Origin of the sequence: Bacillus sp. B25(2016b) (genome assembly GCF_001679765.1) — a bacterium.
Taxonomy (GTDB): domain Bacteria; phylum Bacillota; class Bacilli; order Bacillales; family Bacillaceae_G; genus Bacillus_A; species Bacillus_A thuringiensis_K.
Map to the genome: position 1 here is coordinate 327,459 of NZ_CP016285.1, position 15,219 is coordinate 342,677.

Below are 15,219 nucleotides of genomic sequence, written 5' to 3' on the forward strand. Positions count from 1 at the left end.
AGGCTTGCTTTTTCTTATAAAGAAACTTCCGTTTTGTTCTTTTTATGGACTTGGACGGAGTTAGTTTCTTTTTGTTGTAGTCGTTTTTCTAAAAGATTAACAAAGTAAGTAAATAGAAGAACAAGTACGAGATAGTATACACCAACGATTATGTAAGTATCTAATTGTTGGAAGTTACCTGCTGCAATTGATAAACCTGATCCCCATAATTCGGACAGTCCTACGTAAGCGACAAGTGAAGAGTCTTTTAATCCAATAATAAACTGGTTTCCTAGAGGAGGAAGAGACAGACGAAATGCTTGTGGTAATATAATCCGGCGCATAGCTAAAGGATAAGGCATACCTAAGGAGCGAGCGGCTTCCAATTGTCCTCGGTCGACGGATTGAATGGATCCTCGGAAGATTTCCGTAATATATGCACCGTTATGAATTGCTAAAGCGATTGCTCCTGCCCAAAAAGGGGAGAAAACAATGACAGATGTAATGCCAAAATAGAGAATTGCGATTTGAACGATTAAAGGTGTACCACGAATAATAGCAATATAGATATGAGCAATGCTATTTAAAACTTTGTTATTCGAGATTCGAAAGAAAGCGAATAATAATCCAATTAATGAACCGAGTACTAGGGAGGTTAATGTTAATTGTAATGTGACAATGGTAGCCTTTAAGAGTGTGGGATAGGTAGAGATAAAAATTTCAAACATGCGTTTCACCTCATATTGTATAGATTTTAGTAGAGAATGAAATGCCCCACATAAAATGAACATTTAATGAGTGGGGCACTGTTTATGAATCTTTTGAATGGCTAACTTACTTCGTTTTTTCCTCTTCACCAAGAATATTACGCCCGAACCATTTTTTACTGATCTTTTCATACGTACCATCTTTAATGATTTCATCTAACGCTTTATTTACTTTCTCAACCATTTCTTTATCATCTTTGCGAATAGCAATTCCCATTTCATCAAGATTTAATGGTTTTCCCGCTTCTTTTATATTCGATTTTCCTTCTTTTATCATACGTAGACCAACCATTTGATCCGTAATTACTGCGTCAACACGCCCAGGCTCTAAATCCATAAGAGCAGTAATGTCGCTGTCATATTCTGTAATTTGATCTGTATATTTTGCAACAAGATTTTTAAAGGTACTAGCTTTTACAACACCAATTTTCTTATCTTTTAAATCTTCTGGAGAAGAGATAGCAGTATTCTTTTTAGTCACAAAAATTTGAGCGCCAGAGCGATAGTACGGATTTGAGAAACTAACAGCTTTTAAGCGCTCCTCTGTAATTGCCATACTACCCAGTATTACATCATATTTCTTCGCTTGAAGACCTTGAATTAGCGTTTCCCATGGGTTTGTAACTGGCGTAGCCTTCATGTTCATCTTTTTAGCAAGAGCTTCACCGATTTCTATATCAAAGCCGACAAGTTTGCCGTCGTTTTCTTTATAATTAAAAGGTTTGTATAATCCACTCATTGCATAGCGAAATTCTTTTTCACCATTTGATGAAGTAGTAGAGCTTTCTTTGCTACAAGCTCCTAGTATGAAGGATGTACATAGTGTAATGCTCGCAACAATGGTTAATAGTTTTCTTTTCATAAAACCCCTCCTATATATTGATCATACGGATGATTTTAAGTATGTTATTGAAATATTTTATTTGGATGATTAGTTGTGCACCGTATGAATGTATTCCTTTTCGTTTGAAACAGAAGTTACATTATAAAACGTTGCGTAAAAATTGTTTTGCCCGTTCATGTGATGGAGCTGAAAAGAATTGTGCTGGCGGAGCATCTTCTACAATCTTTCCATCATCCATAAAGATGACGCGATCAGCTACATCTCTTGCGAAATTCATTTCATGAGTAACAATAACCATTGTCATCCCTTCTTCAGCAAGTTCTTTCATAACTTGCAATACTTCTCCAACAAGTTCAGGGTCTAAAGCTGAGGTAGGCTCATCAAATAGCATAATCTTAGGGTTCATTGCAAGAGCTCGTGCAATGGCAACGCGCTGTTTTTGGCCACCTGAAAGAAGATGAGGAGTTACATCCGCTTTATCCTGAAGGCCGACTTTTTGGAGAAATTGAGTTCCAATATCCTTTGCATTTGCTTTCTCTAATTTTTTTACGTGAATAGGTGCTTCTATGATGTTTTCTAGTGAGGTCATATGAGGAAAGAGGTTAAAGTGCTGAAAAACCATACCGACATTTTCACGGACTTTATTTAAATTTGAATGTTTTGGATCAATTCGCTCACCTTGTAAGTGAATTTCGCCTTCATCGTACATTTCTAAAAAGTTAAGACAGCGAAGTAATGTACTTTTACCAGAACCACTGGCACCAATTAAAACAACAACTTCTTTTTCTTTTACTTCTAAATCAATTCCTTTTAACACATCAAGTGAACCGAATGATTTTACTAGATTTCGAACTTGAATCATACAAAACCCCCAGTTAAAAATATATTTTACAAATGTTGCCCCTTATTTCTGTTATTAGTCATAAATTGTCAGAATCCTTTATTTTTTTCGTGCAATTTGATATTCAAAGAAATAATATTTTTAAAATCTCTATATCCTTCTATAATGAAAATATGGATAATAATATATAGGTAGTATTTATATTGCTTATAAAAAGGGGGAAAGGGAAGATGGAAAAAGAAAGGAAAACATTTTCTTTTGGATTACGTACACAACTTATGCTATTCACTACAGTTTTAGCTTTTATTACATATTCAACAAGTATATTTTTTATTTACGTGATATACGATTATTTTCAAAGTTATGTAAGTCAAACTGTATATAATATTATCGTTATGTTATTAGGGGTAGTATGGTCTGGAATTTTAGCATATGGAGCAGCCGTATTTTTAATTAAACCACTTCGCAAGTTAGAGGAAGCGGCAAGAAAAGCAGCTGAGGGTGATATTCGTGAAGATGTTCCATTACCGAAGACAGATGATGAAATTAAATCTTTAAGTGTTGCATTTAATATGATGTTAGGAAACTTAAGGGGCATGGTAAAAAATATTGATACAACATTTTCGTATACAAATAATCAAGTACAGCAGATTAGAAAACAAACAGGCGAAGCAACGAGACAAGCGCAAGGTGTATCTGAGACACTTGCAGAGATTTCTTCAGGCGCTGAGCAATCAGCGGCATCAATTCAAGCAATTGTTTCTGCTGTTGATACAACGACGTCTATTGCAAGTGAAGTAGAAGAAAAAGCGAAGCAGTCTGATACATTGTCTTCAGAAATGGTTGAAGCTTTAGGGCATAGTACTCGTGTTTTTACGTCTTTAATTCAAGGTATTCAAACATTGGCAAAAGAAAATGAAGATTCAATGCAAAATGTACAGAAGTTAGAAGAACGAATGAAACAAGTAGAACATATTGTGTCTGTTGTGAGTGCGATTGCTAGCCAAACGAATTTATTAGCACTAAATGCTTCTATTGAGGCAGCTCGCGCAGGAGAGCATGGAAGAGGTTTTGCGGTTGTTGCGGAAGAAGTACGTAAACTTGCTGATGAAAGTGATCATTCTGCAAGAAACATATCGCAGTTATTACGGAATATGCAAGATGAAGTACAACAAGTTGCAATGAAAATGACAGAACAAGTGAAAATAGCTAAAGAAGAGGCGAAACGTGGGGAAGCTACGGAATTAATTTTAAAAGAAATGTCATCAAGTGTTATGGAAGTAGCCGATGCAACTCAGCAAATTAGTAGTTATATGAATGAACAAGTGAGCCACATTCATCAAACAGGAGCACAAACAAAAGCTGTAGCAGCAATTGCTGAAGAAACGTCAGCTGGTTCGCAAGAAGTGGCGCGTGTGACGCTACAACAGTCTAAAAATATGATAGTAATCGATCAATTATTAAAGGATTTAGAGAAGCAAGCAACTGATTTGAAACAAACAATTGAACGATTTTCAATGTAAAAGGAAGAACAGAATGCTGTTCTTCTCTTTTTTATTTAGCTTGATTTAATATTTACAGTTAAACTATGAACGTTTCCGCAACATTCTTTTCTGTCCCTTTCGGATGAAAATTATAGCGAGCTATAATATTAAAAGGGGTGTCTTTTATGAAAAAAGAAAAAAGACAACGGTTAATTAAACAATTTGTAAAGGAGTATGAAATAGATAAGCAAGAAAGATTAGTAGAATTGTTAGCAAAAAAAGGTGTATTAGTAACACAAGCTACGGTTTCTCGCGATATTCGTGAGTTAAACTTAACGAAGGTACCTTCTCAAGAAGGATTAATGATATATAAAGTTTTCTCAGAAGAGCATTTACAAACTGATATAAAGTTGAAGAAAAAATTACGAGAAGTTGTTGTAAAAATTGATTGTGTAAATCAATTAATGGTTATTAAAACATTACCTGGTAATGCACATGTTATTGGTGTTTTATTTGATGAGTTAGATTGGAAAGAAAAAATAGGATGTATATGTGGAAATGATACATGCCTTATAATTTCACAGTCGAAATCAGATAGGGAGATTATAGAAGAAAGATTAAATTTAATTATTTAGATACAAAAATCCTGTTTTTAATAAAATTAAAAACAGGATTTTTGTTTAAATACGGAAGTTAAATATTCAACATATATGCATAATATATGTATTTTTTATTGAGAAAGCGAGATAGTTTGTTATAAAAATACATATTCGTATGATTTTAAAAAAATAACTTGTTTAATATTTCACAATGATAATGTGGATGCTTTCACAAAGATGAAAGTGCAGAGCATTTATTATGTACTTGTAAGACATCAAACATATTTAAAAGGAGGTACAACAAATGAAACATCCGATACATGTTACTTCAGAAATTGGGGAATTACAAACGGTTTTATTAAAACGACCGGGTAAAGAAGTGGAAAACTTGACGCCAGATTATTTGCAGCAATTATTATTTGACGATATTCCATACTTACCAATTATTCAAAAAGAGCATGATTATTTTGCACAAACGTTACGCAATCGGGGTGTTGAAGTTCTTTATTTAGAAAAACTAGCCGCTGAGGCGTTAGTAGATAAAAAACTTCGAGAAGAATTTGTTGATCGTATTTTAAAAGAAGGACAGGCCGACGTAAATGTTGCACATCAAACTTTAAAAGAATATTTACTTTCCTTTTCAAATGAAGAATTAATTCAAAAAATTATGGGCGGTGTACGGAAAAACGAAATTGAAACAAGTAAGAAGACACATTTATATGAATTAATGGAAGATCACTATCCGTTTTACTTAGATCCAATGCCTAATTTATATTTTACTCGTGATCCAGCAGCTAGCGTGGGCGATGGCTTAACGATAAATAAGATGAGAGAACCAGCGCGTAGACGTGAATCATTGTTCATGGAGTACATCATTAAATATCATCCAAGATTCGCAAAACATACTGTACCAATCTGGTTAGATCGTGATTATAAATTTCCAATTGAAGGTGGCGACGAGCTAATTTTAAATGAAGAAACAATTGCGATTGGAGTATCTGCTCGTACTTCAGCTAAAGCAATTGAACGTTTAGCTAAAAATCTCTTTAGCCGACAAAATAAAATTAAGAAAGTGTTAGCAATAGAAATTCCAAAATGCCGAGCATTTATGCATCTAGATACAGTATTTACAATGGTTGATTATGACAAGTTTACAATTCACCCAGCCATTCAAGGGCCAAAAGGGAATATGAATATTTATATTTTAGAAAAAGGATCAGATGAGGAAACTCTTAAAATTACACATCGTACTTCTTTAATGGAAGCATTAAAAGAGATATTAGGCTTAAGTGAATTAGTTCTTATTCCATGTGGAGGAGGAGATGTAATTGCTTCTGCTCGTGAACAATGGAATGATGGCTCGAACACATTAGCAATCGCGCCAGGTGTAGTTGTTACATATGATCGCAACTATGTATCCAATACGTTATTACGTGAACATGGTATAGAAGTGATTGAGGTGCTAAGTTCGGAATTATCTCGTGGTCGTGGGGGTCCACGTTGCATGAGTATGCCAATTGTTCGTAAAGATATTTAGTATAAATAACGGAGAAAGTAGGGATGAAGTATGTTAATGACTAGACCAAATTTAAAAGGAAGAAGCTTTCTAGCAGAAAAAGATTTTACACAAGAAGAATTGTTATATTTTCTAGATTTGGCAGCAGAATTAAAAGAGAAAAAGAAAAATGGTATCCCGCATCATTATTTAGAAGGTAAAAATGTAGCGCTCTTATTTGAAAAAACTTCTACTCGTACGCGTTGTGCATTTACAGTAGCATGTACAGATTTAGGGGCAAATCCTGAATATTTAGGGAAAGGTGATATTCAACTTGGGAAAAAAGAATCTGTAGAGGATACAGCAAAAGTGTTAGGGCGTATGTTTGACGGAATTGAGTTTCGTGGATTTAGTCATGAAACTGTAGAATCTTTAGCACAAAATTCTGGTGTGCCGGTTTGGAATGGATTAACAGACATGTGGCATCCAACACAAACACTAGCAGATTTATTAACAATTAGAGAACATATAGGAAAATTAAAAAATGTGAAGCTCGTTTATGTTGGAGATGGACGAAATAATGTTGCTAATAGTTTACTAGTTGGTGGAGCAATCATTGGAATGGATGTACGTATTTGTACACCGGAATCTTTATGGCCTGCACAAGAAGTAATTGATTTAGCAAAAAAATATAACGAACAGGTAATGATAACAAGTAATGTGGAAGAAGCTGTTGCGAATGCAGATGTAATTTATACAGATGTATGGGTGTCTATGGGGGAAGAAGAAAAATTTGCTGAACGTGTGGAGTTATTGAAACCTTATCAAGTAAATATGAAAATGATTAAAGAAACAGGGAATGAAAACGTGATTTTCTTACATTGTTTACCTGCATTTCATGATGTTGAAACGATGTATGGCGAAGAAGTTTATGAGAAATATGGGTTGAAAGAAATGGAGGTAACTGACGAAGTATTCCGCAGTAAACATTCAAAAGTATTTGATCAAGCTGAAAATAGAATGCATACAATTAAAGCGGTTATGGCAGCTACTTTAGGAAACATGGAGTAAAGAAGAAAGGGAGTTTTCCTTTCTTCTTTCTCCTCCTTTAGACACTATCATTCACTATTGCTTTTGTATTGTTATTGCAATTAAAGAGAGGTGAGTGGAATGGGTGAAGATAAGAAATTAGGGTTGTTTACACTAACGGCTCTTGTAGTTGGGTCTATGATTGGTGGTGGAGCATTTAATTTAGCAAGTGATATGGCAAAAGGTGCTGGTGCGGGACCCATTATTATTGGTTGGGTTATAACAGGAATTGGAATGATTGCACTCGGATTATCTTTTCAAAATCTCACTGTAAAACGACCAGATTTAGATGGTGGTATTTTTAGCTATGCAAAAGCAGGGTTTGGTAATTTTATGGGATTTAATAGTGCGTGGGGATACTGGCTATCTGCTTGGCTTGGGAATGTAGCTTACGGTACATTATTGTTCTCTTCATTAGGATATTTCTTCCCGATTTTTGAAGGCGGGCAAAATGTAGCGTCTATTATTGGTGCAAGCGTATTATTATGGTGTGTTCACATGTTAATTTTACGTGGAGTTCAATCAGCAGCCCTTGTGAATTTAGTAACTACAATCGCAAAATTAGTACCTGTATTTGTATTTATTGTCATAGGAATCTTCGCGTTTCATATTGATACGTTCTTAGATGGATTTTGGGGGCAAACTGCTTCTTTTTCATGGGGAGCAGTTGGCAGCCAAGTTAAAAGTACAATGCTTGTAACTTTATGGGTATTTATTGGGGTAGAAGGGGCTGTTGTTTTATCCAGTCGAGCAAAAAATAGAAGTGATGTAGGGAAAGCAACCGTTATTGGCTTAATTGGTACACTCATCATTTACATTTTAATCACATTATTGTCTCTTGGACTTATGCAGCAAGCAGATATTGCAGGTTTGAAAAATCCGGCTATGGCTTATTTATTTGAAAGTGTTGTTGGAAAATGGGGTGCTATCTTTATTAATTTAGGTTTGGTCATCTCTGTATTAGGTGCTTGGTTAGGTTGGACTTTGCTCGCTTCTGAAATTCCATATTTAGCGGCTAAAGATGGAGTATTTCCAAAATGGTTCGCAAAAGAAAATAAAAATAAGGCTCCAGTAAATTCATTATGGATAACAAATGGTTTAATACAAATATTCTTGTTAACATTCGTCGTTTCTGATCAGGCGTATAACTTTGCATTCTCTTTAGCATCTTCAGCTATTTTAATCCCATATGCTTTTTCAGCATTTTATCAACTGAAGCATAGCTTAAAGTCTGAAGAAGCAGATCGAAATAAAAATATAATAATTGGCTTGATAGCAAGTATTTATGGCGTGTGGTTAGTTTATGCAGCCGGTTTAGAGTATTTATTATTAACAATGACTTTATATGCGCCAGGTATTTTTATTTTTTACAATGTTCAAAAGCAAAAGAGTTCGAAGCAAATATTTACTCGAGTGGAATTAGCATCATCCGTAGCAATTGGTGCCTTAGCATTCTTTGCGATTTATGGATTAATTACAGGCAGTATTACTTTATAAAGCGCTGTGAAAGCGAAATCAACTGGAGGGCTGGAATATGGTACGAAGAAAAATTGTAGTTGCACTAGGGGGAAATGCGATACAGTCTGGAGAAGCTACTGCGGGAGCGCAGCAAGAAGCGTTGGAAAAAACGGCGGAACAACTTGTGAAAATAATGGAAAATGATGTGGATATAGTAATTGCGCATGGAAATGGCCCACAAGTGGGAAATATTTTATTACAGCAAAAAGCTGCAGAAACGGAAAAGACACCTGCAATGCCATTAGATACTTGTGGGGCAATGAGCCAAGGGATGATTGGATATTGGATGGAAAATGCGATTGAAAAGGCATTGAAAAAGCGGAATATAAATAAAGACGTAGCAACGGTTATAACACGCGTTGTTGTGGATAAAAAAGATGAGGCATTTAAAAATCCAACTAAACCAATTGGTCCTTTTTATACAGAAGAAGAGGCCAGAAGATTAATGGATGAAACAAAAGCAGTGTTTAAAGAAGATGCTGGTAGAGGATGGAGACGTGTTGTTCCATCACCGAAGCCTGTAAGTATTCATGAACATAAAGTTATTAATTCTTTGGTCGAAGATGGAAACATAGTGATAGCTGTTGGCGGAGGTGGAATTCCAGTAATTGATTCCGAAGAAGGGTTAGAAGGAACTGAAGCGGTTATCGATAAAGATTTCGCTGCGCAGAAATTAGCAGAATTAGTAGATGCTGATACGCTCGTTATTTTAACTGCAGTTGATCATGTGTATGTAAATTATAATCAACCGAATCAAAAAAAATTAGAGCATGTCACAGTGAATCAATTAGAAGAATATATTGAAGAACAACAATTTGCTGCGGGAAGCATGCTTCCAAAAATTGAAGCTGCTATTAATTTTGTTAATACAAATCCAAAAAGAAAAACGATTATTACGTCTTTAGAAAAAGTATATGAAGCACTAGAAGAAAAAGCTGGTACTATTATTTCAAAACAGAATGTATGCATGTATGTTTAAATTATTATGTACGCTACTTAGTAGTAAAAAAGAATGGAGTTAGTAACTTCATTCTTTTTATTTATTAATATTTTTTGTGCTCATTGTTCATAAAGTTTTCATGATGAAATCTGAATATATAAGTTAATTATGATAAAATCCAAATTGAATACGCTTTCTTGATTTTTCGCTCCAACATACAGCAAGAGAGAGGGAATTTTATGAATAGACGGAACGTAGTGAAAGACTTAAAGCAGTTCGAATTATTTGCTCATTTAACAGAAAAAAAATTGAAAGGGTTAACAGAGTTTGTTTATTGGCGAACTTATAAAAAAGGTCAATTTTTATTTTTAGAAGGGGATTCAAGGGAAAGAATTTACTTCATGTTAGATGGTTTTGTAAAGTTAGAGCGGGTTAATCAAAATGGGAACTTATTATACGATGACTATGTAAAGCGGTATTCTATTTTTCCTTATGGTGGTATGTTTACAGACAGAGGATATAACTATACAGCAGAAGCAATGACGGATGTGGAGGTATATTATATTCCAACGGTAATCTTTGAAGATATGGTAAAATCCAGCAGAACGCAATTGATGTACGTTGTTCAGCAATTATCATCTATATTAAAATTGAACGAAAATCGAGTGCAAAATATTACAATTCCTAATGCACAAGATCGTGTTATCCAAACGTTAAATTATTTAATGCAGGATTTAGGAGAACAGAGTGGGGAAAAGATTGTAATTTCATGTCCACTTACAACAATTGAAATATCCAAAATATCTGGAACATCTCGAGAGACAGTTAGCGGTGTATTAAAACAATTAAAAAATGATAGCATTGTTACAATTTTAGATAAAAAAATTACAATACATGATCCAACATATTTTGAAGAAATCTCTATGTGAAAATTGTATATTGATTTTTAATTCATACGGTATATTAATAAGGTTCTTTATATATTTATAAGGGACTTTTTTACGTTATCCGCTATAAAAAGATTGTATAGTATGGTAATAATAGCTAAAATCGATAATAAAAAACAAAGTAAAGGGGAGAAGGAATGATTCGCATTGAGTATGATCGATTAGTAGCTATTTGTTACAGTATAGGGGTTTTATTATTATTAAAAATTCCAAATGATAATGAATTAATTGGGGAAAAACTATTCAACGTCTATAGGGTTCCGATACATACGTATGTTTATATGGATTATAAAGTCTCAAATATATTGATTGTTTCTTTCATACTACATGTAATTGCATTTATATTATTTTTAAAATGGCTAGGAAAAAAGGAGTCTAGTACATTTAGAAAAATGAATAAGATAAAAGTAGTAGGTACTAGTATTTTGATTTTAATGATGCCGTTTATTTTAAATAACATCCTCCAGACATTGAATAAAACATGGTACTACGCAGGAAAAACAGGTGTAGAAGCCATAGAATATAAAAAAGATGATAGCCAGTGTAGAGTGGAGAAAAATGGAGAGGATATCGAACGAAAGTGCATCGTTACTTTAAAAAATTATCGTAGTCATTCACAAGCATTAAAAGTTGTTTTATATGATAATGCAAACGAAAATTCAAAAAGTTATCCGGTACCGAAACCAGTCTATTTGCAAAAACACGAGACAAAGCAATTCGAATTTCAAGTTCCTGTTTCTTATAATAGCGGTATTGAAAAAGATAAATTTCCAAATATTAAATTACATTCATTGCATGAAAATGATACGAAATACAATTAATCTATAAGTAAAAGTTTATGAGTAGGAGCAAGAATTTGAAACGATATAGAAAATCAATTTGAATCATCCAACATGCTGCGAGGTAACGGCATATTGGATGGTTTTTTATTGTATACCTTTTTACATATGAAAAGGAGGGATACAAAAGAGAAAAATTATCGTAACTATGATGTCCGCTTCTTAATCGAAATGGTATACGACGTTCGCGTGCGTGGACAAGAGCTGATGAGGAATGAGATTTGCTCTTGTGAGAAATAAATAAAGCATAAGAATAAAGAATCTACATAGAGTTCAATGAAAACAGTTGCAAACTGTTCATATTTTGTTATGATAGTGTTACGAAAACGTTTGCATAAAATTCCGATGGGATGCAAAAGGAGAGAAGGACTATGAATAAGACATGGTGGAAAGAAGCAGTTGCTTATCAAATTTATCCACGTAGCTTTATGGATTCAAATGGAGATGGTATTGGAGATTTACAAGGTATTATTGCGAAACTGGATTATTTAAAAGATTTAGGTATAGATGTAATTTGGATTTGCCCAATGTATAAGTCACCTAATGATGATAATGGTTATGACATTAGTGATTATCAAGATATCATGGATGAGTTTGGTACGATGGAAGACTTTGATGCTTTACTAGATGAAGTTCATAAGCGTGATATGAAGCTTATTATTGATTTAGTTATTAATCATACAAGTGATGAACATCCATGGTTTATTGAGTCTCGTTCATCTAAAGACAATCCGAAGCGTGATTGGTATATTTGGCATGATGGTAAAGATGGTGCGGAACCAAACAACTGGGAAAGTATTTTTAATGGTTCGGCATGGGAATATGATGAAGTAACAGGACAATATTATTTACACTTATTCTCGTGTAAACAACCAGATTTAAACTGGGAGAATAAAGAAGTTCGCGAAGTATTATACGATACAGTTAATTGGTGGCTTGATAAAGGTATTGATGGTTTCCGCGTTGATGCGATTAGTCATATTAAAAAAGAAGAAGGTCTCAAGGATATGCCAAATCCAAAAGAGTTAAAATATGTGCCATCTTTTGATAAACATATGAATGTAAAAGGTATTCAACCTTTATTAGAAGAGCTAAAAGAAAATACATTCTCTAAGTACGATATTATGACTGTTGGTGAAGCAAATGGCGTTAAGATTGAAGATGCTGAGCTTTGGGTTGGAGAAGAGCAAGGTAAGTTCAATATGGTATTCCAGTTTGAACATTTAAGTTTATGGGATGCAGAGAAGAAGAAAGACCTTGATGTTGTAGGATTGAAAAAAGTATTAACGAAATGGCAAAAAGGATTAGAAAATAAAGGATGGAACGCTTTATATATTGAGAATCACGATAAACCACGTATCGTTTCAACATGGGGAGATGATAAACAATATTGGCGTGAAAGTGCAACAGCTCTAGGAGCGATGTATTTCTTTATGCACGGTACACCGTTTATTTATCAAGGACAAGAAATTGGTATGACAAATGTTCAGTTACCAAATATTGAAGATTACGATGATGTAGCAATTAAAAATTTATATCGCGAGAAAATTGCAGAGGGCGTACCACATCAAGATATGATGGAGATTATATGGGCTTCTTGCCGCGATAATTCACGTACACCTATGCAGTGGAATGATGAGATGAATGCTGGTTTCACAACAAGTACACCTTGGTTTAGCATGAATCCAAATTACAAAGAAATTAATGTTGAGAAGCAAAAAAATGAAGAAAAGTCTATTTTCAATTTCTATAAGAAAATGATTGCCCTGAAAAAAGAGCACGATGTACTGAACTATGGTACGTACGATTTACTTTTAGAAGACGATCCACAAATTTATGCATATACACGTACGTTACAGGATGAAAAAGTCATTGTAATTAGTAATATCTCAAAAGAGGAAGCTGTGTATAATGAGGGTTCATTTGCACTAGAACGCAAACGTTTGCTTTTAAATAACTATGAAGTTGCGGAACATGAAGAAGTAACAACAATTGCTTTAAAACCTTATGAAACAAGGGTTTATCGCATTTCATAATAAAAAAGGATGCTCTTTGAGCATCTTTTTTTATGAAAAAAAATAAATTTCTATTGCAAAGTGAAAACGCTTTTATTAAAATAGATTTATGAAAACGGTTGCGTAAAAAGAAAAATGATATGAGGAATCGTTTTCATAAAAGGGACAGAAATTATAATTTAAATCATTATGTTGTTATAAATAAAGGGGAGGAAGAACAGATGAAAATTACGTCTTTTGATTTTTGGCAAAAGTTCGGGAAAGCTTTATTAGTTGTTGTAGCCGTAATGCCAGCAGCTGGTTTAATGATTTCCATCGGTAAGTTAATTGGTATGTCTGCTGGGGATGTTAACGCAGTTCATACAATCGCTCGCGTAATGGAAGACATCGGTTGGGCAATCATTACAAATCTACACATCTTATTCGCAGTAGCAATTGGGGGATCTTGGGCGAAAGATCGCGCGGGTGGTGCATTTGCAGCGCTATTAGCATTCGTCTTAACAAACCGAATTACAGGAGCTATATTTGGCGTAAACGCTGAAATGTTAGCGGATTCAAAAGCGAAAGTTTCTTCAGTAATAGCGGGAGATTTAATTGTAAAAGATTACTTTACTTCTGTACTTGGTGCACCTGCATTAAACATGGGAGTGTTCGTAGGGATCATCACAGGTTTCTTAGGAGCTACTTTATATAACAAATATTATAACTATAATAAACTGCCACAGGCATTAGCATTCTTTAATGGAAAACGATTTGTACCATTCGTTGTAATTCTTTGGTCTACAGTTACTGCGATTGTATTATCACTTCTATGGCCATTCATCCAAAGTGGGTTAAATGAATTTGGTCGCTGGATTGCAGCTTCAAAAGATAGCGCACCAGTTGTTGCACCGTTTGTATATGGAACGTTAGAGCGTTTATTATTACCATTTGGTTTACACCATATGTTAACGATTCCGATGAACTATACAGAGCTAGGCGGAACATATACGATGTTAACTGGTTCAAAAGTTGGACAAGTTGTAGCAGGACAAGATCCATTATGGCTTGCATGGATTACAGATTTAAATAATTTACTAGCAAATGGAGATACGAAGGCATATAACGATTTATTAAATAACGTTGTACCAGCTCGTTTCAAAGCTGGACAAGTTATCGGCTCAACAGCAGCGTTAATGGGGATTGCATTTGCGATGTTCCGTAACGTTGATAAAGAAAAGCGTGCAAAATATAAACCAATGTTTTTATCAGCAGCATTAGCAGTATTCTTAACAGGTGTAACAGAACCAATTGAATTCATGTTCATGTTTATTGCTCCAGTATTATATGTTGTATATGCTATTACAACAGGACTTGCATTCGCGCTAGCTGATTTAATTAACTTACGTGTTCATGCATTTGGATTTATTGAGTTAATTACTCGTACACCAATGATGGTTAATGCAGGTTTAACAAGAGACTTAATCAACTTTGTTATTGTTTCATTAGTGTTCTTCGGTCTTAACTTTACACTATTTAATTTCTTAATTAAAAAATTCAATTTACCAACACCAGGGCGTGCAGGTAACTATATTGATAATGAAGATGAGGCATCAGAAGGAACAGGAAATGTACAAGACGGTTCATTAGCAACAAAAGTTATCGATTTATTAGGTGGAAAAGAAAATATTGCTGACGTAGATGCTTGTATGACACGCTTACGTGTAACAGTAAAAGACTTAGATGTTGTTGCACCAGAAGCACAGTGGAAACAAAATGGTGCTTTAGGGCTTATTGTAAAAGATAAAGGTGTACAAGCGGTATATGGTCCGAAAGCTGACGTATTAAAGTCAGACATTCAAGATATGTTAGGTGCGTAATAA

Annotated in this window: 12 protein-coding genes and 2 pseudogenes; 11 read left to right on the forward strand and 3 right to left on the reverse strand. The window is 34.3% G+C overall.

What is annotated here, in order from left to right:
• Window positions 1-14: 14 nt before the first annotated feature.
• The 3 genes from BAQ53_RS01820 to BAQ53_RS01830 all read right to left on the reverse strand — a co-directional run bounded on the left by BAQ53_RS01820 (window position 15) and on the right by BAQ53_RS01830 (window position 2,452).
• Window positions 15-770 carry an amino acid ABC transporter permease gene (locus BAQ53_RS01820; RefSeq protein ID WP_157407037.1) on the reverse strand — a complete coding sequence of 252 codons (756 nt, stop codon included), beginning with the start codon at window positions 768-770 and terminating at the stop codon, window positions 15-17.
• A gap of 43 nt (window positions 771-813) precedes the next feature.
• On the reverse strand, window positions 814-1,608 hold the full coding sequence (locus tag BAQ53_RS01825; protein WP_000823749.1) for an ABC transporter substrate-binding protein: 795 nt from the start codon (window positions 1,606-1,608) through the stop codon (window positions 814-816).
• A gap of 121 nt (window positions 1,609-1,729) precedes the next feature.
• Entirely contained in the window at window positions 1,730-2,452 is a 723-nt protein-coding gene (locus BAQ53_RS01830; protein ID WP_000616922.1) for an amino acid ABC transporter ATP-binding protein, read from the reverse strand.
• Window positions 2,453-2,826: 374 nt separating this feature from the next.
• Here BAQ53_RS01830 and BAQ53_RS26515 point away from each other — a divergent pair.
• From BAQ53_RS26515 to BAQ53_RS01880, 11 genes and pseudogenes are all read left to right on the forward strand, one after another.
• Window positions 2,827-3,012 (forward strand): annotated as a pseudogene (locus tag BAQ53_RS26515) (HAMP domain-containing protein); the annotation flags it as partial.
• Between the two features lie 369 nt (window positions 3,013-3,381).
• A pseudogene (locus tag BAQ53_RS26520) lies at window positions 3,382-3,954 on the forward strand (methyl-accepting chemotaxis protein); the annotation flags it as partial.
• Window positions 3,955-4,100: 146 nt separating this feature from the next.
• Window positions 4,101-4,550 carry an arginine repressor gene (gene argR / locus BAQ53_RS01840; RefSeq protein ID WP_000711830.1) on the forward strand — a complete coding sequence of 150 codons (450 nt, stop codon included), beginning with the start codon at window positions 4,101-4,103 and terminating at the stop codon, window positions 4,548-4,550.
• 268 nt (window positions 4,551-4,818) lie between these two features.
• The gene (gene arcA, locus BAQ53_RS01845; RefSeq protein WP_000682333.1) at window positions 4,819-6,051 is read left to right on the forward strand and encodes an arginine deiminase; all 1,233 of its coding nucleotides are present in this window, start codon (window positions 4,819-4,821) and stop codon (window positions 6,049-6,051) included.
• Window positions 6,052-6,081: 30 nt separating this feature from the next.
• Window positions 6,082-7,080: an ornithine carbamoyltransferase gene (argF, locus tag BAQ53_RS01850; RefSeq protein ID WP_000930301.1), complete on the forward strand. Its 999-nt coding sequence runs from the start codon at window positions 6,082-6,084 to the stop codon at window positions 7,078-7,080.
• A gap of 99 nt (window positions 7,081-7,179) precedes the next feature.
• Window positions 7,180-8,595, forward strand: coding sequence for an arginine-ornithine antiporter (gene arcD / locus BAQ53_RS01855; RefSeq protein ID WP_208906447.1), 1,416 nt, complete (start codon window positions 7,180-7,182; stop codon window positions 8,593-8,595).
• A 37-nt stretch (window positions 8,596-8,632) separates the two neighbouring features.
• Window positions 8,633-9,595 carry a carbamate kinase gene (gene arcC / locus BAQ53_RS01860; protein WP_000252337.1) on the forward strand — a complete coding sequence of 321 codons (963 nt, stop codon included), beginning with the start codon at window positions 8,633-8,635 and terminating at the stop codon, window positions 9,593-9,595.
• A gap of 200 nt (window positions 9,596-9,795) precedes the next feature.
• Window positions 9,796-10,485, forward strand: coding sequence for a Crp/Fnr family transcriptional regulator (locus BAQ53_RS01865; RefSeq protein ID WP_001081904.1), 690 nt, complete (start codon window positions 9,796-9,798; stop codon window positions 10,483-10,485).
• 155 nt (window positions 10,486-10,640) lie between these two features.
• On the forward strand, window positions 10,641-11,324 hold the full coding sequence (locus BAQ53_RS01870) for a hypothetical protein (protein ID WP_000619197.1): 684 nt from the start codon (window positions 10,641-10,643) through the stop codon (window positions 11,322-11,324).
• 389 nt (window positions 11,325-11,713) lie between these two features.
• Entirely contained in the window at window positions 11,714-13,378 is a 1,665-nt protein-coding gene (locus tag BAQ53_RS01875) for a glycoside hydrolase family 13 protein (protein ID WP_208906448.1), read from the forward strand.
• A gap of 200 nt (window positions 13,379-13,578) precedes the next feature.
• Window positions 13,579-15,216 carry a PTS transporter subunit IIBC gene (locus BAQ53_RS01880; protein ID WP_000705560.1) on the forward strand — a complete coding sequence of 546 codons (1,638 nt, stop codon included), beginning with the start codon at window positions 13,579-13,581 and terminating at the stop codon, window positions 15,214-15,216.
• The last annotated feature ends 3 nt before the right edge of the window (window positions 15,217-15,219 follow it).